Source organism: Sphingopyxis sp. Root1497, from assembly GCF_001427085.1.
Lineage (GTDB): Bacteria > Pseudomonadota > Alphaproteobacteria > Sphingomonadales > Sphingomonadaceae > Sphingopyxis.
In genome coordinates this window covers 152,000-171,380 of sequence record NZ_LMGF01000002.1, presented here as the reverse complement: position 1 = coordinate 171,380, position 19,381 = coordinate 152,000, and the positions used below count along the sequence as shown (strand labels likewise).

The 19,381-nt window shown below is 66.0% G+C and carries 14 protein-coding genes and 1 tRNA gene; 8 read left to right on the top strand and 7 right to left on the bottom strand.

The window, feature by feature from the left end:
- Window positions 1-45 precede the first annotated feature (45 nt).
- Entirely contained in the window at window positions 46-429 is a 384-nt protein-coding gene (locus ASD67_RS03375; RefSeq protein WP_200937981.1) for a (deoxy)nucleoside triphosphate pyrophosphohydrolase, read from the top strand.
- A gap of 4 nt (window positions 430-433) precedes the next feature.
- Here the strand turns inward: ASD67_RS03375 and ASD67_RS03370 are convergent, their stop codons facing one another.
- Entirely contained in the window at window positions 434-1,285 is an 852-nt protein-coding gene (locus ASD67_RS03370) for a methyltransferase domain-containing protein (RefSeq protein ID WP_056343369.1), read from the bottom strand.
- A 362-nt stretch (window positions 1,286-1,647) separates the two neighbouring features.
- Here ASD67_RS03370 and ASD67_RS03365 point away from each other — a divergent pair, with 362 nt between their 5' ends.
- From ASD67_RS03365 to ASD67_RS03350, 4 genes are all read left to right on the top strand, one after another.
- Window positions 1,648-2,460: a ComF family protein gene (locus tag ASD67_RS03365; RefSeq protein WP_056343450.1), complete on the top strand. Its 813-nt coding sequence runs from the start codon at window positions 1,648-1,650 to the stop codon at window positions 2,458-2,460.
- Between the two features lie 4 nt (window positions 2,461-2,464).
- A complete protein-coding gene (gene grxC, locus ASD67_RS03360) occupies window positions 2,465-2,725 on the top strand; it encodes a glutaredoxin 3 (RefSeq protein WP_056343365.1) in 261 nt (86 codons plus the stop codon).
- A 3-nt stretch (window positions 2,726-2,728) separates the two neighbouring features.
- Window positions 2,729-3,208 (top strand): DUF1178 family protein, encoded by a 480-nt coding sequence (locus ASD67_RS03355; RefSeq protein WP_056343362.1) that lies wholly within the window; start codon window positions 2,729-2,731, stop codon window positions 3,206-3,208.
- Window positions 3,209-3,257: 49 nt separating this feature from the next.
- Window positions 3,258-3,334, top strand: a tRNA-Arg gene (locus ASD67_RS03350).
- Window positions 3,335-3,559: 225 nt separating this feature from the next.
- Here ASD67_RS03350 and ASD67_RS03345 read toward each other — a convergent pair.
- Window positions 3,560-6,304 (bottom strand): TonB-dependent receptor domain-containing protein, encoded by a 2,745-nt coding sequence (locus tag ASD67_RS03345; protein ID WP_056343447.1) that lies wholly within the window; start codon window positions 6,302-6,304, stop codon window positions 3,560-3,562.
- Window positions 6,305-6,485: 181 nt separating this feature from the next.
- Here ASD67_RS03345 and ASD67_RS03340 point away from each other — a divergent pair, with 181 nt between their 5' ends.
- Both ASD67_RS03340 and ASD67_RS03335 read left to right on the top strand, forming a co-directional pair.
- Window positions 6,486-8,426 carry an isoaspartyl peptidase/L-asparaginase gene (locus ASD67_RS03340; RefSeq protein ID WP_056343355.1) on the top strand — a complete coding sequence of 647 codons (1,941 nt, stop codon included), beginning with the start codon at window positions 6,486-6,488 and terminating at the stop codon, window positions 8,424-8,426.
- Complete coding sequence (locus ASD67_RS03335; protein ID WP_056343352.1) at window positions 8,426-8,872, top strand: Lrp/AsnC family transcriptional regulator; 447 nt, start codon at window positions 8,426-8,428, stop codon at window positions 8,870-8,872. Before ASD67_RS03340 ends, ASD67_RS03335 begins: the two co-directional genes overlap by 1 nt.
- Window positions 8,873-8,954: 82 nt before the next feature.
- Here the strand turns inward: ASD67_RS03335 and ASD67_RS03330 are convergent, their stop codons facing one another.
- The 4 genes from ASD67_RS03330 to ASD67_RS03315 form a co-directional block, all read right to left on the bottom strand.
- The gene (locus tag ASD67_RS03330; RefSeq protein ID WP_056343350.1) at window positions 8,955-10,499 is read right to left on the bottom strand and encodes an AMP-binding protein; all 1,545 of its coding nucleotides are present in this window, start codon (window positions 10,497-10,499) and stop codon (window positions 8,955-8,957) included.
- Window positions 10,500-10,511: 12 nt separating this feature from the next.
- Window positions 10,512-11,633 carry a DUF5938 domain-containing protein gene (locus ASD67_RS03325; protein WP_056343348.1) on the bottom strand — a complete coding sequence of 374 codons (1,122 nt, stop codon included), beginning with the start codon at window positions 11,631-11,633 and terminating at the stop codon, window positions 10,512-10,514.
- Window positions 11,634-11,665: 32 nt separating this feature from the next.
- Window positions 11,666-12,436 (bottom strand): glucose 1-dehydrogenase, encoded by a 771-nt coding sequence (locus ASD67_RS03320; RefSeq protein ID WP_056343344.1) that lies wholly within the window; start codon window positions 12,434-12,436, stop codon window positions 11,666-11,668.
- A 76-nt stretch (window positions 12,437-12,512) separates the two neighbouring features.
- A complete protein-coding gene (locus tag ASD67_RS03315) occupies window positions 12,513-15,095 on the bottom strand; it encodes a TonB-dependent receptor (RefSeq protein ID WP_235535550.1) in 2,583 nt (860 codons plus the stop codon).
- Window positions 15,096-15,278: 183 nt separating this feature from the next.
- Here ASD67_RS03315 and ASD67_RS03310 point away from each other — a divergent pair, with 183 nt between their 5' ends.
- On the top strand, window positions 15,279-17,960 hold the full coding sequence (locus ASD67_RS03310) for a LuxR C-terminal-related transcriptional regulator (protein WP_056343341.1): 2,682 nt from the start codon (window positions 15,279-15,281) through the stop codon (window positions 17,958-17,960).
- 36 nt (window positions 17,961-17,996) lie between these two features.
- Here ASD67_RS03310 and ASD67_RS03305 read toward each other — a convergent pair whose 3' ends face one another.
- Window positions 17,997-19,367 (bottom strand): MFS transporter, encoded by a 1,371-nt coding sequence (locus ASD67_RS03305; protein ID WP_056343337.1) that lies wholly within the window; start codon window positions 19,365-19,367, stop codon window positions 17,997-17,999.
- Window positions 19,368-19,381 lie beyond the last annotated feature (14 nt).

Below are 19,381 nucleotides of genomic sequence, written 5' to 3'. Positions count from 1 at the left end.
TTGTCCTCTGTCCCATCAATAAAAGCCGCCGAAAACTGTCTCATTGTGGTCGCCGCGGCGCTGGTCGATCGCGACGGGCGGGTGCTCGTCCAGCAACGTCCCGAAGGCACGGCGATGGCCGGTTTGTGGGAGTTTCCGGGCGGCAAGATCGAACCCGGCGAGACCCCCGAGGCGGCGTTGATCCGCGAACTCGACGAGGAACTGGGAATCGTGGTCGATCATGCCTGCCTGGCCCCCGCCTGTTTTGCGAGCGAACCGCTGGGCGACCGGCATTTGCTGCTGCTCGTTTATGCGCTGCGCAAATGGCAAGGCGTGCCGGTGGCGCAGCACGCCACGGCGCTGCGCTGGGTGCGGCCGGTCGAGCTTTACGGCCTCGACATGCCGCCCGCCGACCGCCCGCTGATCGGGCTGCTCGACGCCTTGCTCTAGGACCCTAGTCTTTCGGTTTCAGCGCGTCGGCGAGCGACGCGGTGCCGCTGCCGCGTCGCGCGGGTTTGGGCTGATCGGGATGCGGTGCCCAGCCGCTGAAATGGATCAGTCGGAAATGTTCGGCGACGCGGCCGTCGGGGTCGGCCTGCGCCGCAAAGGCGACCGCGATGTGCGTCGCCTCTTCGCGCGTCAACGGCGGCGGCGCGGGGGATAGCCGGCTCGACAGGCCTGCGGCGCGTAGATCGCGGACGAGCGCGAACCAGTCGCCATAGCGCACGCTCAGCGCGTCGACGTCGACCACCGGCATGGTGAAACCGGTGCGCTGGAGCAGATTGCCCATCGCCGCGAGGTCGATCTGTGGATGCAGGCGGGCGATCGAGCGCACCCCGTCGGTCATCACCGCGCGCCGTAGTCGCGCCAGGCTGCCGTCGCCGACGAAGGCGCCGAGCAGCAAGCCATCGGGCGCGAGCAGCGCGCGCAACCGGACGAGCGCTCCGGGCACGTCGTTGACGCTGTCGAGTCCGCCGGGCCAGACGATCAGATCGAAACTGGCGAAGGGCAGGTCGATCGCATCGGCCTCTCCCACGATCGCCCCCGTCGCGGCGGCCAGTGCCGGCCCCGCCTCGAATATCGTCAATTCGGTGCCCATCGCGCGCAGATGGTCGGCGAGCGCGCCGTCATGGGCACCGATCAGCAGGGTTCGCGGGAACCGGCGCGTCACCATCGACAGGCGGTCGAGCAGCGTTTCGGCGATGATCGGCGCGAGAAAATTGGCCTCGGCGGGCAGGTGCGCCAGGCGATCGCGCTGGGCGCGGTGGCGCGCGGAGGAAAAAAGCGGGGCGGGGGGCTGCGACATGCGGCGCTTGTGCCGCCTCGTGCGATGCTTCACAAGTCGGACATGGCCAAGGGTCAGGATCTGCTAGCTGCGCGATCGAGGTTTGAAGCGATTTTGCTCAGGGCTAGGAGGAAAGGCGCTGGGATATGTCGATATCTCAAGACTTTCCGACGACGCCGCGGGCAAAATCGGTCAAATCCCGAAGGGACGCCGAAATGGCTTCGATCTCGCGCCCGCGCGGCCTCGCGGGTAGCGGTGCTACCCCTGCACCCGCCCGAACGCGATATCTTCGCCATTTCGACGCCTCGAACGTGCAACTAGCAGATCCTGACCCTAGCGCGGCGGGGCAGGTCGAGAGCGAAACGCCGGCGCGGGCCGCAAGCCTGCTGCGCGGCCTCCGCGACGCGGGCCGGGCGATCGTCGACTATGCCTTGCCGCCGCGCTGTCCCGCCTGCGGGATCATCGTCGCCGGCGACCGGCAATTCTGCCTGGCCTGCTGGCAATCGCTCGATTTCCTCGATGGTCCCGCCTGCGCCCGCTGTTCGATCCCCCTGCCGCGGGCGCTGGCGGGCGCCGATTTGCAATGCGGCGCCTGTCTCACGAATCCGCCGCCCTTCGATGGCGCTCCGGCGGCGGTCGCTTATGGCCCCGCGGCGCGCACCGTCGCGCTGCGGCTCAAATATGGCCGGCGGCTCGGTCATGCCCGGCTGATGGCGCGCCTGATGGCGCGGCCGTTGACGACCCTGGCGGACGGGGGAGAGGCGCTGCTCGTGCCGATCCCGCTCCACCGCCGGCGGCTCTGGTCGCGCGGGTTCAACCAGGCGGCGCTCGTCGCCGACGAACTGACGCGGCTGACCGGCGCCCCGCACGATCATCATCTGTTGCTGCGCGCCAGGGCGACCGCGTCGCTGCGCGGCAAGTCCCGGCGCGAGCGCGAGAAGATCGTCGCGGGCGCGTTTGCGCTGGCCCCCGATGCCAAGGCGAGAGCCGCGGGACGTCACCTGATCCTGATCGACGATGTCCATGCCAGCGGGGCGACCTTGCGCGCCGCCGCCAGGGCGCTCCGGCGCAGCGGTGCGGTGCGCGTTTCGGCGCTCAGCTGGGCGCGGGTCGTCCCCGAAGCGCTGATGACCGGCAACATATTTGACTTTGCCACGTTGGATTCCGATATCAGCGATCAGATCATGACAGGATAGCCATATGGCCAAAATCGAAGTCTTTACGAAATTTTTCTGCCCTTACTGCTCGCGCGCGAAGGCGCTGCTCGACCGCAAGGGCGCCGACTATCAGGAAATCGACCTGACGATGGATCGCGCGGGGTTCGAAGCGATGGTCGAACGCGCCGGCGGCAGCCGCACGGTGCCGCAGATTTTCATCGACGGCCGCCATATCGGCGGCAGCGACGATCTTGCCGCGCTCGATGCGAAGGGCGGGCTCGATCCGCTGCTCGGAACGGCCTGACCTTTGATCGTCTTCGATCTTTGCTGCGCCGCCGGCGACCACCGGTTCGAGGCCTGGTTCGCCAGCAGCGATAGCTTTGCCGGTCAGCAGGCGCGCGGTCTGATCGCCTGCCCGATCTGCGGCGACAGCGATGTGCGGAAAGCGGTGATGGCGCCGCGCATCGGGGCGAAGTCGAACCAGCTTGCCGCGCCGTCGGCTCCGGCGCTGACCGAGGCCCAGCACGGCCATGCCGGTGAAATTTCGCCCGAACTCGTCCGCAAGGTGATGGCGGGGATCGCGGCGAAACAGGCCGAGATGCTGCCGCAGTCGCGCTGGGTCGGCCGCGACTTTGCCGACGCGGCGCGCGCGATGCACGAAGGCCGCGCCGCCGAGGACCTGATCCATGGCCAGACCTCGCCCGAGGAAGCTCAGTCGCTACGCGACGACGGCATCGCGGCGATGCCGTTGCTCGTTCCCTTCGTGCCGCCCGATGCGCTGAATTGATCGCTGCCGATTGACGCTTTGCGGGCCACGCCGCTACACGGACGGCGGCGCACCCGTAGCTCAGCAGGATAGAGCATCAGATTCCTAATCTGGGGGCCACAGGTTCGAATCCTGTCGGGTGCACCACTTCGCTCGCCGTCGCGATCATTTTACAGCTTCGACGCGATTTCGGCCGCGGCGGGGCACGCCGACGCGCATCGCGCCGCTGACAGCGGCGATCGTCTCGGTCTCCGCAGACCGCTCTCGATCGAAACGCCCGGGGTCAGGCCGGGGTGGAGAGCCAAGCAAAAAGCTGGCTCGCCACAACCGGCCCATAACCGCCGCGCTAGCGAAGGATCGGTTCGAAAGCCTTCAGAGTGCCGAACCGCCGAGCTTGTAGGTCAACTGCAGAAACACGCTGCGCCCGACGCTGTCGAACCAGCTGGTGTTGTAATAGGGATAGCTCGACCAGGTCGGGTCTTTCACCGGGTTGGTGTCGAACAGGTTCCGGATCGTCAGCGACCCGCGCATATGGTCGGTGAAATCATATTGCAGCGTCGCGTTGAACAAATAGCTCGCCTTCAGGAACGCGTCCTCGTCATAATTGGGCAGCTTGCCGAGACGGGTGCCCGAGAAAGTGAGCTGCAATCCGTCGCTGGCCCAGGTGATGCTGCCGTTCGACTTGTCGCGCGGCAGGTAGAATCCGCTGTCGAACGCCAGCTTGTTCTCGATCGGATCGCCCGGATATTGCTGGAAGCTGTGCTTGAACACATGGCTGTGCGCGAGCGACAGGGTGAAATCGCCGAAGCTGGTGGGCAAGGTGCCGCGGAAGGCGATGTCGATACCGCTGGTCTTTTCGCGCGCAATATTGATCGGGTTGACGCGGATCGATTCGATCTGTCCCGCGAAGCTGCCGCCGGTGAAGCGCGACACGCGCGCGATCGCGTCCTGACAGGTCGGCGAGGCGGGATCGAGTTCGGTGTTGCCATTGGCGTCGGGCCGGCAGGCGGCCTCGTCGCGCGCGATCTGGTCGATGCTGAGGTCGTCGACCTGATTGTCGAGCGAGACGCGGAAATAATCGACCGACAGGTGCAGGCGGCTCGACGGCGCGAAGACGATACCGGCGGTCAGCGTCTTGCCCGTTTCGGCCTTGAGGTCGCGGTTGCCGGTCCGGTTCACGACGACGCCGGTGCCCGAATAGCTGCAGTCGCCGATGTCTTCGTCGGGTTCTTCGATGCCGCAGAGGTAATAATCGTCGACGCCGCTCGACACATTACCCGGTCCGGTGAACACATAATGGAGGTCGGGCGCGCGGAACGCAGTGCCATAGGCGGCGCGGAACAACAGGCTGTCCATCGGCCGCACTTCAAGGCCGCCATTATAGGTGAATTTGCCGACGTTGCGGCCCGCAAAACCGAAGCGATCGTAGCGTCCGGCCCCGGTCACCGTCACAAAATCGAGCACCGGCACGCGCAATTCGCCGCCCAGGGCGGCGTGGCTGCGCTTGCCCTCGCCATCGCTGTCCTTCCAGCTGTAATAATAGTCGGTGAGCGCCAGCGGATCGGGCCGGAGATTATAGCCCTGCTTGCCATATTCGGCGACCATCGCGAAGCCGACCGGACCGGCGGGCAGCTCGAACAGCTCGCCGTTGGTCAGCGTCGCCTGCAAATTGTTGGTCCAGGCGTAAGGGCGATAGACGGTGTCGGCCGAAATGCTTTCATATTCGGCGCGCGTCAGCGGCGTGTAGAGCCGCGCCGGGTCGGCGTTATAGATCGGATATCCGCTGTCCTCGTCGAAGCCGACCCGGTCGCCGAGGAACAGCTTCTGCGCCTTGCTGTTGATGATCTGCGGCCAGCGGACAGTCGACTGGTAGCGGCTGTAGTTGAACGACAGCTCGTAATTCCATTTGTCGGCAACCGTGCCGCGGATGCCCGGCGTGATGCTGTAGGTCGTCTGCTTGATCCGCTGCAGCTCGAACCCGCCGGTTTCTTCCGGCGTGAACTGGCGCGACCAATCCTCGAGCTGGTCGGTGAAGCCGTTGTAGAAATAATTGTCGGCGCTCGAAGACGATTGTTCGAACGCCCAGGCGGTGACGTCGTACATCAGCCGCACCTTGCTGATCCCGAACTGGAAGTCGGTGAACAGCTTGGCATTGTCCGACAGCTCGTAGGACATGGTGCCAAAGCTATTGAAGCCCTTGCGCCCCGAAATGATCGTCCCATAGGCGATCGATTGCTTGCTGCCGCAGAAATCGCCGTAGCGCGGGCGGTTATATTGCTGGATCGAGCCCATGTTGAGTCCCGACAGCGCGGCGCAGGCACCCGGCGGCGGCGTGATATAGTCGACATTGTCGTCGATGCGCAGGAAGGTACGCCGCGCCAGCGTGTTCACCGGATTGTCGTCGGTGCTGTCCTGGATGCTGCGGTCGAACGCCCACAGCGGCCGCTGGTCGATATATTCGATCCCGCCGGCGATGTTGAACCGATCGGTCGACCAGCCGCCCGTCGCGGTGACGCGGTGCGACATGCCGCCGCCATGCTCGGTGCGTCCGTGGCGATAGTCGAGCGTGATGCCGTCGAGCTTTTCCTTCATCTTGAAGTTGACGACACCGGCGATCGCGTCCGAGCCATAGATCGCCGACCCCGCGCCGCTCAGGATTTCGACCTTGTCGATCAGGCTGACGGGGATGTTCGAAATGTCGGTGAAATTGCTGCGCCCGATATAGGGTAGCGGGAAATCGGCGATGCGGCGCCCGTTGATCAGCACCAGCGTATGGTTGGGGCCGAGACCGCGCAGGTCGACCTGCTGCGCGCCGGGGGTGAAGTCGGCGCTGCTGCCCGATTGCGGGCTCTGCGTCTCGCCGCTGTTCTGCGTCATTGCGGCGAGCAATTCGGGGACGCTGGTATAGCCGTTGGCGCGGATCGTATCGGAATCGATCGTGGTGACCGGCGACGGCCCCTGGTCGCGGATCGTGGGAATGCGCGACCCGGTGACGATGATTTCCTCGCTGCCCGCCTCGGCGGAGGCCTCCTGCGCAAAGGCCGGCGCGGACAGCGCCGGCACGCAAACGCCCAATGCCAGCAGAACCCGCATCGGACGCCTCGAGAAATTCGTCATCATACAACCCCTTGTTTGCCCGGCTCGACTCGATGCCCTACGCGCCCCGCGCACCGGATGTTTCGCGCATCCCACCAGAAACCGTCGATAATTTCAATCAATATGTCGAATCTGGAAATCATATTGTCTTTTCAGGTCGACATTATGTAACATCCGCCCGTTCATTGGGGGAAGGAAAGCCATGCTGCGCGCGTTCATCAGGGGAATCCGACTGCTGTCGATCGCGATGCTCGGCATCGCCCTGACCCCGGCCGCCGCGAAGGAGGCGAAGGAAAAGCCCGTCGAACATTATGTTTTCGGCAAGCTCGACACCCCGACTCCCGGCCCCGTCTCGGGCGGGCTGCTGCTGATGGGCGGCGGCGACCGCAATATCGACGCGATGAAATGGTTCTTCGGCAAAGCCGGGCGCGGCCATATCGTCATCATCAGCGCCTCTTATGGCGAGGAGATGGGCAAGGAATTCTTCGACGAGATCGGCGGCATCGAGTCGGCCGAAATCTTCGTCTTCCACGCGCGCTCGCAATCGACCGACAAGAAGATCCTCGCCCGGCTGCGCAAGGCCGACGGCATCTTCATCGCCGGCGGCGACCAGGCGCGCTACGTCCGCTACTGGCGCGGCACCCCGGTCGCCGAGATTCTCGACGCGCACGTCGCGGCGGGCAAGCCGCTCGCCGGGACCAGCGCCGGGCTCGCGATGCAGGGCGAAAAACTTTATGGCGCGATGGACGACGGCAGCATCCGGAGTCCCGAGGCGCTTGCCGACCCGCTCGGCCCCGCCAACACGATTGAGGGCGATTTCCTCCATCTCGCGCTCTTGAAAGGCGTCGTCACCGACACCCATTTCAAGGAGCGCGAGCGGCTCGGCCGCCTCTTCGCCTTCGTCGCCAAGGCGCAGGTCGGGCGCGACCCCGCGCTGCCCCCGATGCTCGGCCTGGGAGTCGATGAAAGCGCCGCGCTGGCGGTCGAGCCCGACGGCCGCGGGCGGATCTATGCGACCGCGCCCGATGGCTATGCCTGGGTCGTCGACGGCGCCGGGCTGAAAGACGTCACTGCGGGCCGCCCGCTCGACGCGCCGCGTGTGAAGGTGACGGGGGTGGGCCCGAACTCGGTGATCCACCTGCCCTCGGGCCGCGTCGACAATCCGGTGTTCGAGCGCCACTATGCCGCGCGCGCCGGGGCGATCGCCGAAGTGCCGCGCTGGTCGCTCGCGATCCATGGCGGCGCCGGGGTGATCGAACGCGGATCGCTGCCGCCCGAAAAGGAGGCCGCCTATCGCGCCGGTCTCGACGAGGCGCTGCGCGCCGGCAGCGCCGTGCTCGACAAGGGCGGCCCCGCGCTCGACGCGGTCGCCGCGGCGGTGCGCGTGCTCGAGGACAATCCGCTGTTCAACGCCGGGCGCGGCGCAGTCTTCACCGCCGAGGGCAAGAATGAACTCGACGCGGGGATCATGGACGGCAAGACGCAAAAGGCCGGCGCGGTCGCCGGGGTCACCCGCACCCGCCACCCGATCGACCTCGCGCGCGCGGTGATGGACCGGAGCCCGCACGTCATGCTGGCGCGCGACGGCGCTGACCGTTTTTCGGTCGAGCAGGGGCTGGAACAGGTCGACCCCAGCTGGTTCCGCACCGAGGAGCGCTGGCAGCAATTGCTGGCCTGGCGCAAGAAGCAGCAGGCGGCGATCGATCCCACCCATTTGTTCGGCACCGTCGGTGCGGTCGCGCTCGATGCCGAGGGCCATCTCGCCGCTGCGACCTCGACCGGCGGCATGACCGGCAAGCGCTGGGGCCGCATCGGCGATTCGCCGATCATCGGCGCGGGCACTTATGCCAAGGACGGCCAATGCGCGGTGTCGGCGACCGGGTCAGGCGAATATTTCATCCGCGAAAGCGCCGCGCGCCAGCTCTGCGATCGCGTCGCATGGAAGGGCGAGAGCCTGAAGGATGCGGCGCAGGCGACGATCTTGGCGGTCGGCGCGATCGGCGGTGACGGCGGGCTGATCGCGATGGGCCCCGACGGCGACCCGGCCTTCGCCATCAACGACCTCGGCATGTATCGCGGGCGGATGAGCGCCGGGCAGACCCCGCAAACCGCGATCTTCGCCGACGAAAAGCTGGCCGACTGATGGCCAGCGGGGGCGTCACGCTCGACGAGATCGACGAACGCCTGCTGACCCTGCTCCGCGACGACGCCCGCCAGACGATCGCGCAGCTCGCCAAGGAGCTCGGCATTTCGCGCGGGCAAATCTATTCGCGCCTCGCGCGGCTGGAGGAAGGCAAGGTCGTCGCGGGCTACACCGTGCGGCTCGGCCATGCTTTCTCGGCAAGCCGGGTCCGAGCGCATATGATGATCAAGACGCTGCCCCGTTTTCACCGTGAGGTCGAACAGGCGCTCGCTGCCCTGCGGCAGGTTCAGGCGGTCCACGCGATCAGCGGAGAATATGATATCATCGCAATGCTCGAGGCTGAGGACGGCGTCCAACTCAACGAGCTGATCGACGATGTCGGCCTTCTTGAGGGTGTCGAACGGACGACCACCTCGGTCATTCTCGCGACCAAGATCGAGCGATAGTTTAGAGCGAGTTCGCCGATTTTATCGAAAGCTATCGGAAGCGGCGCCGGAAACCGGGGAGGGCGCGTGATCGCGAGGTTGCTCAGCCGTCGTTGCCCGCCGCCAGTTTCTGCGCACGAATATCCTTTTTGAGCACCTTGCCCACCTTCGAGCGTGGCAGATCGGCCCAGATTTCGAGGGTCTTCGGCGCCTTGACGCTGCCGATCGCCGCCTTGACCGATGCGATGATGTCAGCCGGATCGGCGCTTTGCCCCGCGCGCAATTGCACCACCGCGCAGACGCGCTCACCCCATTTGTCGTCGGGCAGGCCGAACACCGCGCCGTCCTGCACCGCCGGATGCGCGAGCAGCGCCGCCTCGACCTCGGCCGAATAGACGTTGAAGCCGCCGGTGATGATCATGTCCTTGGCGCGGTCGACGATGAACAGGAAATTGTCGGCATCGAGATAGCCGATGTCGCCGGTGCGGTGCCAGCCGTTCACCGTCGCCTCGGCGGTCGCAGCCGCGTTCTTGTAATAGCCATCCATGACCAGCGAGCCTTTGACGACGATCTCGCCGCGTTCGCCCTGCGGTAGCTCCTTGCCATCGCTATCGATGATCGCGACCCGGACCAGAGGCCCCGGCCTGCCCGCCGATGACAGGCGGTGGCGCGCGACCGATCCGTCGGGGTTGAAATGATCCCGGGGCGCCATCATCGAAATCATCATCGGTGCCTCGGTCTGGCCGAAGAGCTGCGCCATCACCGGGCCGATCTTCTCGATCGCCTCCTCCAGCCGGACGGCGGAAATCGGCGCGGCGCCGTACCAGAAGCATCTCAGCGACGAGAGGTCGGTCGCGGGCAGCGCGGGGTGGTCGAGCAGCATGTAGATCAAGGTTGGCGGCAGGAATGTATGCGTCGCGCGGTGCTGTGAAGCGACCGACAGGAATTCGCCGATATCGGGATAGGGCATGATCACCACCTCGCCGCCATGCGCGAGAATCGGGAAGGCGAGCACGCCCGCCGCGTGGGTGAGCGGCGCCATCGCGAGATAGACGGGGCGGCCCTCGAACGGATAGCCCATCAAGGTGAGCGCGGTCATCGCCTCGAGATTGCGATTGGTCAGCATCACCCCCTTGGGGTGGCCGGTGGTGCCGCCGGTGCCGGGGAGCATCGCGAGGTCGCTGACGGGGTCGGTGGTGAAGGGGCTGTCGTCGGCGCCCGCCAGCCACTCCGCCAGCGAAGGTGCGAAGGGCTGTTCGGCGTCGAGGCAGACGAGCAGTTTCAGCTTGGGCAATTGCCCGCGCAGTTCGTCGACGAGATCGGCGAATTTCGAATGAAAGATCAGCGCCGAGCAGTCGAAATTGTCGAGAACGAAGGCGTTTTCGGCCGCTTCGTTGCGCGGGTTGATCGGGCACCACACCGCTGCGGCGCGCGCGATGGCGAAGACGCAGGCGAAGGCGGTGGGATCGTTGCCCGACAGGATCGCGACATGCTGACCCGGCAAAATGCCCGACGCGTTCAGTCCGTGCGCGACGCGGTGGGTCAGCGCCTGCACATCCGCATAGGACAGGCTCTGCCCGTTCATCGTCAGGCAGGGGGCATCGGCGCCCAGCGACGCCCCCTTGTCGAGCCAGTCGACCAGCCGCATCAGGCGCTCTGGTCAGTCATGGACCGTGACGATCGGTTTCAGCACCAGCCCGAACTGGCGCAGGCTGCCGAGGATTTCGCGGTGTCCGAAGGCCTGGCAAGCCGAGGCGAAGCCCGTGCGGCGCGGCGCCTGTTGCAGCAAATTCGCCGCCGCCCAGGCCTGCATCAGCCCGGTCTGCTTGTAATTGCAATTGCCGTGGATCAGCACATGGACGCGGCCGAGCGGGCCCGAGGCATAGACCGAGTCGATGCTGGTGTTGAGCCGCGGATTCTCGCGCGGCGGCATGTCGCCCTGCACCGATTCCGCCATTTTTGCGAGCGCCGCCTCTTGTTCGGCAAAGGGTAGCGGCTTGATGTCGGTGTCGATCATCTTGGTCATCGCGACGACATTGTCCATGACCTCGCGCGCGAAGACGCCTCCATAGACCTTGACCGTCGAGACGCGCGGATCGGTCTTGAACCAGATCGGGTGCGAAGTGCCGCCCCAGGGCAGGGTGAGCGCGGTCGCGTGCTGGCCGGGCACCTGACATTCGGTCGTCGTCAGCGTCGGCCACTGAACATATTGGTTGTTCTCGAGATAATACCAGTCGGCCTTGAGGATCGTGAAGATCGTCTGGACCGAGGCATAGGTCGGGAAGCCTTTCCACAGCACCAGCATGTCGAGCGTGTCGAGGCCGGGCATGGTTTCCAGCGCGATATTCGCCGCGATTTCGCCGGTCGTGTACATTTGCGCGACGCAGGGCGAGAGGAGGAGGCCCTTCTTGGCGAAGGCGTCGCCCCATTTTTCCTGCGCGAGCAGCATCCAGTCCTGTTCGCCGGTCGTGTCGAGATAGTGGCAGCCGGCGGCGAGTGCAGCTTCGACCGTCTCGGGCCCATATTTGATGAAGGGGCCGACCATGTTGCACACGACCTGCGCGCCCTTGAACAGCTTGGTCAGCGCCGCGACATCATGCTCGACCTCGACGACTTCATAGTCGGCGGTCTCGATGCCGGGGACCTTGTCCATCACCTCTTGCACACGCTTGGCGTCGCGCCCGGCGGCGATGAACGGGATGCCGAGTTCGCGCAGATATTCGCAGACGAGGCGACCGGTGTAGCCCGAGGCGCCATAGACGATGACCGGCTTCTTGCTCATGTCATTATTCCCTAGTTTGAAAGAGTTGGAGATCAGATCGCGGTGTAGCCGCCGTCGACGATCAGCTCGCTGCCGCACATGTAAGCGGCATCGTCGCTGGCGAGGAACAGCAGCGGACGGGCGATTTCGCGCGTCGTTGCCATACGGCCGAGCGGGATCGCGCCGACCGTCGCCGCCGCAAAATCGCCGGCGGCGTCGCCAAGGCTGCCGACCGCGTCGGCGACCAGCTTGGTCTCGCAATAGCCGGGGTGGAGCGAGTTGATGCGCACCGGCCAGCCCTTGCGCGCGCAATCGACCGCCGCGGCCTTGGTGAACATCGCGACCCCGGCCTTGCTGGCGTTATAGGCCGGGAAGAGCGGCTCGGCGACATTGGCGGCGATCGAGGCGACGTTGACGATGACACCGCCCTTGTCCTTCATCGCCGCGATCCCGGCGCGGGTGCCGAGGAAAACGCTTTCGAGGTTGACCGCCATCAGCCGCTGCCATTCGCCGAGGCTGGTATCGACGACCGATTTCAGGAACCCCATGCCGGCGTTGTTGACGAGGATGTCGAGCCCGCCCTCGCGCGCGACGATATCGGCGATCAGCACGCCCCACGCGGCCTCGTCGGCGACGTCCTGCCGCCGCGCCTCGGCCTTGTGCCCCTCGGCGCGGATTGCGGCGGCGGCAGCCTCCGCCTCATCGCCATCGATATCGGTGATCGTCACCGATGCGCCTTCGCGGGCGAATTCCTGTGCCGCCGCCAGCCCGATGCCGCGCGCGGCGCCGGTGATCAGCACGCTCTTGCCTGTAAACCGCATCATCGGATGCTCCTTGCCTGGTCGGGGGTGGGACCGGCGGGCGGGAGGAGGGGCGCCCGCCGGTCCCCGGGGTAAGCGATCAGAACTTCGCCGTCACTTCGACGCCATAGGTGCGCGGGGTGCCACGATTCAGATAATCGAGTCCGAAGATGTCGATGTTCAGGCCGTAGCTGTAGTAGAATTTGTTGGTCAGATTCTTGACCCACAGGCTGGCGGCGTAATTGCCATGTTCGAACGTCAGGCGGCTGTTGACGAGCCAGTATCCGGGGTTGCCGCAGGTGATCGCGGGACCGGCGGGGCGGACGTTGCCGGGCGCGCCGGCGCGATCGCACGGGTTCTGGCCATAGTCACCGAACGGGTCGAAATAATATTTTCCGGTATAGGCGGCATCGGCGCGCAGCGTCAGCTTGTTGTCGCCGCTGTCGATGACGTCCCAGTCGACCCCTGCCGAGAAGGTGGTGCGCGGGGCGTTGGGGAAGGGGTTGCCGTTGACGTTGCGGGTCGGGCTCGACGGGTCGGTCGGGTCGATCACATTGCCCTTATATTTGCTGCGCAACAGGCTCATCGACGCGTCGAAGCGCAGGAAGTCGGCGGCCTGGATCGTCAGTTCGGCCTCGCCGCCATAGAGGCGCCCGTTGGCGCTGCGGGTGAAGGTCGTCGCGCCGATGACCTGCGTCACCTGGTGGTTCTTATAGTCGTAATAGAAGCCTGCGAGATTGAGTTGCACGCGGCGGTCGAGGAAGCGCATCTTGAGCCCGCCTTCATAGGCGTTGATCTGCTCGGGCTGGATATAATAGACCTGATTGGTGCCCTGATAGGCGAGGCCGTTGAAGCTGCCGCTGCGGTAACCGCGGCTGTAGTTCAAATAGCCCATCATATCGTCGGCGAAGTCATAGCTGATGTTGACGCGGCCGGTCAGGCGGTTCGCCTTCTCATTCTGCTCGAGCGCCGGAGCGTTCGGGTTGTAGGGGAAGGTGTAAGGGATGGTGCTGGCGCGGATCGTGCCGCCGAGGTCGTAGAGTACCGTGCGGCCGTTCTGATATTTGACCTTGTCCATCGTGTAGCGGAGGCCGACGCTGACCGTCAGCGCGTCGGTCAGGTCATAGCTGCCGTCGAAATAGATCGCCGCCGACGGTCGTTTGATCGTGTAGCTCTGCTCGCCGCTGATCGGGCCGAAGGGCGGCGCGCCCGCTGCGCGGCACGCCGCCGAGATCGCGCCGCCGAAGCCGCCGCCACCCGAATTATTGACCTGGATATCGGTGAGCAGCGCGATCAGCGACCGTGCGTCGAGGAAGCCGTTGGGGTTGCCCGTCGGCACCGCCGAGCAATTGGCGGGGTTGGTCGGATCGAGCGCCGGGTTGGCCGCGAAGGCGGGGATGATCGCCGCCGCCTGCGGTGCCGACACCGGGGCGTTGAAGAAGGAGGTCGGCACCCCCGCGCCGAGCAGGATCGGTTTCAGCACCCCGAAGAAATCGATCTCGTTGCGCGTGTCGATCTTGTCGACGCCATAATAGAGGCCGGCCACCAGATTGAGCCGGTCGCCCTTGTAATTGAAGCGCAGGTCTTGGTTGAAATTCTGGCTGACCGAATTGTAGCGCAGCGCGCAGACGCTGTTTGGCGATCCGTCGCAATCGAAGGGCGAATTGCGATATTTGCCGCCGTCATAACCGGTGATCGAGGTGACCGAGACCGTATCGCTGAGCTCGACCGCGATGTTGAGCGCGACCCCGCGCGACGAGGTGAAATAACGCCCGCCGGTGTCGGCGGCGACCTCGTTCTTGCCCAAAGGCGCGCCGCCGTTCTGCGCCGGATCGAAGCGCGAATAGCCGAGCACGTCGCGCCCGCCCGCGAGCTGTCCCAGCGCATAGGGATTGGGGGCCAGCGGATTGTCGCGCGCGAAATAGCCCTTCAGGTTGATGTCGACCGTATCCGACGGTTTCCAGCGCAGCGACACGCGGCCGGCGACGGTGTTGGTGGTGCCGACATGGCGGTCCTGCACCGGGTTATATTGCCAGCCATCGCCCTTGGCGAAGGTGCCGGCGAAGCGGATGCCGAGCTTGTCGGGGACCAGCGTCGCCTCGAATGCGCCCTCGACGGTCTTGGTGTCGTAATTGGCGTAGCCGACCGTCAGCGTGCCGTTGCTCGCGCCAAGCTGGGGCTTGTTGCTGAAGAAGCTGATCGCGCCGCCGGTGGTGTTGCGGCCGTACAGCGTGCCCTGCGGTCCGCGCAGCACTTCGACGCGTTCGAGGTCGTAGAGCTGCTGGCCGTGGCTGGCGCGGAAGCTTTGATAGACTTCGTCGACATAGACCCCGACCGGCGACGCGGTGGAGGCAGAAAACTCGTTTGCCACCGACACGCCGCGTAGCGAGAAGTTCGGCTGGGTGCGGCCATAGGGCGTCGTGATCTGAAGGCTGGGGACAAAGCCCTGAAGGTCGGAGGTCTCGCTGACTCCGCGCGATTCGAGTTCGTCGCCGGCGAGCGCCGAGACCGCGACGGGAACATCCTGCAAATTCTGCGCGCGTTTCTGCGCGGTGACGACGATTTCGGCGATGCCGCCGCTTTCGGTCTGCGGCGCCGCGGTGTCCTGGGCGAAGGCGGCACCATGCCAGCCGATCAGCATGGTGGTGGACAGGCAGGTCGCCAGAAATGCTTTCTTGGTCATATCGTCTCTCCCAAGGATCGCGACCCGGTTCTTTGCGGGGCCGTCGATGAAAGGGAGGCTATGGCGGTCGCGGTCGCGGCGACAGGCCAAGCGGCGGGGGGAGCGATGGGGGGGATGGCTGCGCGCCGCTTGCCGGGCGGCCTCGCGCGGCGTAGCCAGTGGGAATAAGGGAGGGGCACACGCATGACCGTCCAATCGGGATCGAGGATCGAAGCGAAGGCGCTGCTGCGCGCGGTGCCGCCTGCCGATCGGCCGCGTTTCGTCCGTCGCCAATATGTGCCGCCGCGCTTTCCGCCCGATCTCGTCGGACTCGATTCCATGCGGCCTTGGCTCGACAGGCTGGCGGCCCACGAACTGTGTGTCGTTCGTGCGCCGGCCGGCTATGGCAAGACCGCCTTTTGCGCGGCGCTGTTTGCCGAGGCGCAGGAAGCGGGCTGGGACGCGGCCTGGCTATCTTTCGAAGCCGACGGCGATGATGCGGGCGCCGTCGAGCGAATGGTTCGGGCGGTGATGCTGGCGCGCGGCGATGCGGTTTCGGACGACGGAGCGGAACCGACGCCGGCGGCGGAACTCGCCGATGCGCTCGCCGAAAAGATAGACGCGGGCAACCAGCCGCTGCTGCTTGTCCTTGACGACATCGACCGGCTGGGCGACGCCCATGCGCTCGATGTGCTGGGCCGGCTGCTTCGCCATCCGCCCGCGCAATTGCGGCTGGTGCTCGCGAGCCGCGCGATACCGGCGGTGGCGATCGAGGCGGCCGAACGGCGCGGCATGGCGCTCCACATCGGCCGCGCGGACCTTGCGCTGACGGGCGAGATGCTGCGTGCTTTCCTGCAAGGTGCGGGGGTGAGGCTCGATGCGCAGGGCCATGTGTCGCTCAGCGCCCTGCTCGAAGGCTGGCCGACCGGGGCGCGGTTGGCGGCACAACAGGGCGAGGCGCTTTCCCGCGATCGCGACTGGAACGGCTTGACCGGCCAGATCGAGGCGCATCTTGCGACGCTTGTGAGCGAATTGTCCGAAACGAAGCTTCGCTTCCTTGGCCGTGTTGCGGTCGCCCCGAAACTGGATACCGATCTAGCGCGATTGCTCAGCGGCGATGCCGATGCCGCTGGCCTGCTACGCGATCTCGCCGCCGAGGGGCTGTTCGTCGAGCCGGTCGCCGACGGCGGTGGCGGCTACCAACTTCATCCCGCCTTTCGCGCCGCATTGCTGCGCGGCGTCGATCGCGACAGCCGGGCGCAGTTGCACCGCGTCGCCGCACGTCATTATGCCGCGCAGGGGATGAAAGGCGAAGCTGTCGATCAGGCGCTTGCCGGTGGCGATCCGGCGCTGGCCGCCGGGTTGCTGGCGCATATCGCGATGCCGATGCTGGCGCGCGGCGAGATTGGCCGGGTGGCCGACTGGATGGGTCGGCTGGCGCCCGAGGATATCGCCGAAACGGTGGGCCTTCGCGTCGCCGATGCCTGGCTTTCGGTGCTCACCGCGCGCCCTTATGCGGACGTCGCCATCCTGGCGGCCGACGGCGAGGAGGCGGAGGCCGCCGCCATCACCCTGTTCAATCGGGCCTATGCCGGCGACCGGATCGACGAAGTCGCCGAGACCTGCGACCGGCTTCTCGCCGCGCCTGACGATCTGTCCGATTTTGCGATCGCAATGCTACGCGCGATGCGCGCCCATGGGGCATCGCGGCGCGGCCTGTTCGGGCTGGTCCATGATTCGGTTCGTCCGCTGATGCTGCGCGGCGCGGGACAGCCACTCGACCTGCCGTTGGCGATGGCGGTCTGCGCGCGCGCGGCGGCATCGCGGGCGCTGGGGCAGCTCGGTGAGGCCGAGCGGCTGTTGCGCGATGCGCAAAGGGCCGCTGCCGGTGCCAATCTCGCCGCCGCGCTGGTCGATGCCGCGCTGGCGCGCTGTTGTTACGAGCGCGATGATCCGTTGGCCGCTGCCGCGCTGGCCAATGCGGCGCTGCCATTGCTCGAAAACAGCGCCTTCCAGGATGCCGTGACCCATGCCTTCCTCGTCGCGATCCGCGTCGCGGCGAGCATGGGGCGGACCGATGAGGCCGCGGCCCTGACCGACCGTGCCGAACTGCTTGCCTTCAAGCGAGGCTGGCTGTCGCTCAAGGCGCTTTGCATCGTCGAGCGCGCGCGGTTGCGGCTGCCGCCGACGATTGATGCCGAAGCGGTGGTGGCGATCGCCGACGAGGAAGCTGCGGTGATCGATCCGCTGTCGGCGCAGGGCCGCGCCTTTGCCCTGCTGTCCGAAGCCCGCGCCTATGAAGCGATCGCGCAGGGCGACCGGCCGCGGCTGACGACGGTCGCCGAGCGACTGCTGCGGCTGGCGTCGAACGCCGACGATGCCGAATTGCGCGCCTCGGCAACGTTGTTCAACATCCTGCCGCAGCTCAGTGGCCGCTGCGACAAGATGGTCGAACTCGAAACGGTGCGTTTTCTCAACCACGCCGCGAGCGTCGGCTTCCGCCGCACGATCGTCGACGTGCTAGACGTCACCGGGGTGCGCGCGGTGCAGAATTTCTGCAGCGAGGCCTATAGTTCGGATTGTTTCCTTGCCTTGCTCAAGCTCGCCGATCCGGCGCGGCACGATCCGGCGCTCGAAGGCGCACACGTGCCTGCGCCGGGCGAGGCCTTTTCCTTCCTCACCGAGCGCGAGATCGAGATTCTGAGCGCGCTCAATGCCGGCGAGTCGAACAAGGAAATCGCGCGCACGTTGCAGCTCGCGCCCGAGACGGTGAAATGGCACCTCAAGAATGTGATGCGCAAATTGCGCGCGACGAGCCGCGAGGAAGCGGTGCTCAACGCGACGACATTGGGACTGAAGCTGATCGAGAGCGCCGTCGCGCGCTAGCGCATAACCTAGGCCGGACGCGCTGGCCTGCCGGTGTCAATGGCCGGCCGAAGCGCCCGCTGCTTCGGCCTCACCGACAGCCGCCCGCATGGCGCGCAGTCCGCACAAGAAGATGATGGTGACGATCGTTCCGCAGGCACCGAAGGTAAGGGCGAGCGACATCCCGATCGCGGCGGGGTCGCCGAACCAATGGTCGGTCATATAGCCGACGATCGCTGGGCCCGCCGACATCCCGATGATGCTGACCGCGAACAAATAGACCGCGGAGACCCGCCCGCGCAGCGGCGCAGGGGTGACCATCTGGATCGCCGACGCGCCGATCGCCCCCATGGCGAGAGGGAAGGAGGGGAGTGCCATCGCGAGGAAATAACCGCTCGGGCTCGATGCGAGATAGGCGGCGCTGCCGAGCAGCGCCAGCACCACGCCGCCTACCACATAATATCGGAAATGCGCGTCGTGCATGCCCTTCTGGAACAGATGATCGACGACCCGGCCACCCAGAAGCAGGCAGCACGCCCCGACGACGAAGCCGTAGGTCGAAAGCGCATAGCTGGTCTCGCTGACGCTCCAGCCGAAGCTGCGCATCATGAAGGTCGGGGTCCAGGCGAGCCGCGCGTAGACGAGCGCCATGACCACCGAGAACCCAAGGATCTGGACGAAAAAGAACAGCTTCTTCGCGCGGATGAAGTCATAGACTTCGCCCCATCCCCGGTGCTGCGTCTGGGCGATTTTCGGCCGGGCGGGTTCATAAATGAACAGCGCGAGAAACGCCATGAAGATGCCCGGCAGGCCGGTCACGATGAAGGCGAACCGCCATCCGGCCGTCGGCCCGAGCAGGGGCAGGTCGACGCCATCTTTCGCCAGTTCGAGAATGGTGCCGCCGATGGCCAGCGAAAGCTCGGCGCCGAGCAGCGCCCCCAGCATGAAAACGGCGATCGCAAAGGTCAGCTTGCGGCGAGGGAAAAGATCGGCCAGCAGCGAATAGCAAGCCGGGGCGAGCGCCGCCTCTCCCGCGCCGACCAACATGCGCGCGAAGAGCAATTGCTCAAAATTCTGAGCCAGCCCGCACGACATCGCCGCGATCGACCATATCATGACGCCGCCGAGGATGATGTAGCGGCGCTTGTACCGATCGACCGCTTGGCCCAGCGGCAAACCGCAGATCGCGAACAATAGCGCGAAGGCGAACCCCTGGAGCAGACTGATCTCGAAATCGCCGACGCCGAATTCGGTGCTGATCGGTTCGACCATCAACGATACGATCTGGCGATCGAGATAGGCCATCGCGAACAGCAGCGTCATCAGGGCGGTGCTGGCCCAGGCACGCGACGCCGGCGGATAGCCCTGCACCGCCGCATCGTCGTCGCGGGGACCCGCTTCCTCATCAACCGACGCGTCGTACCGCATTGTCTCTCATCCCA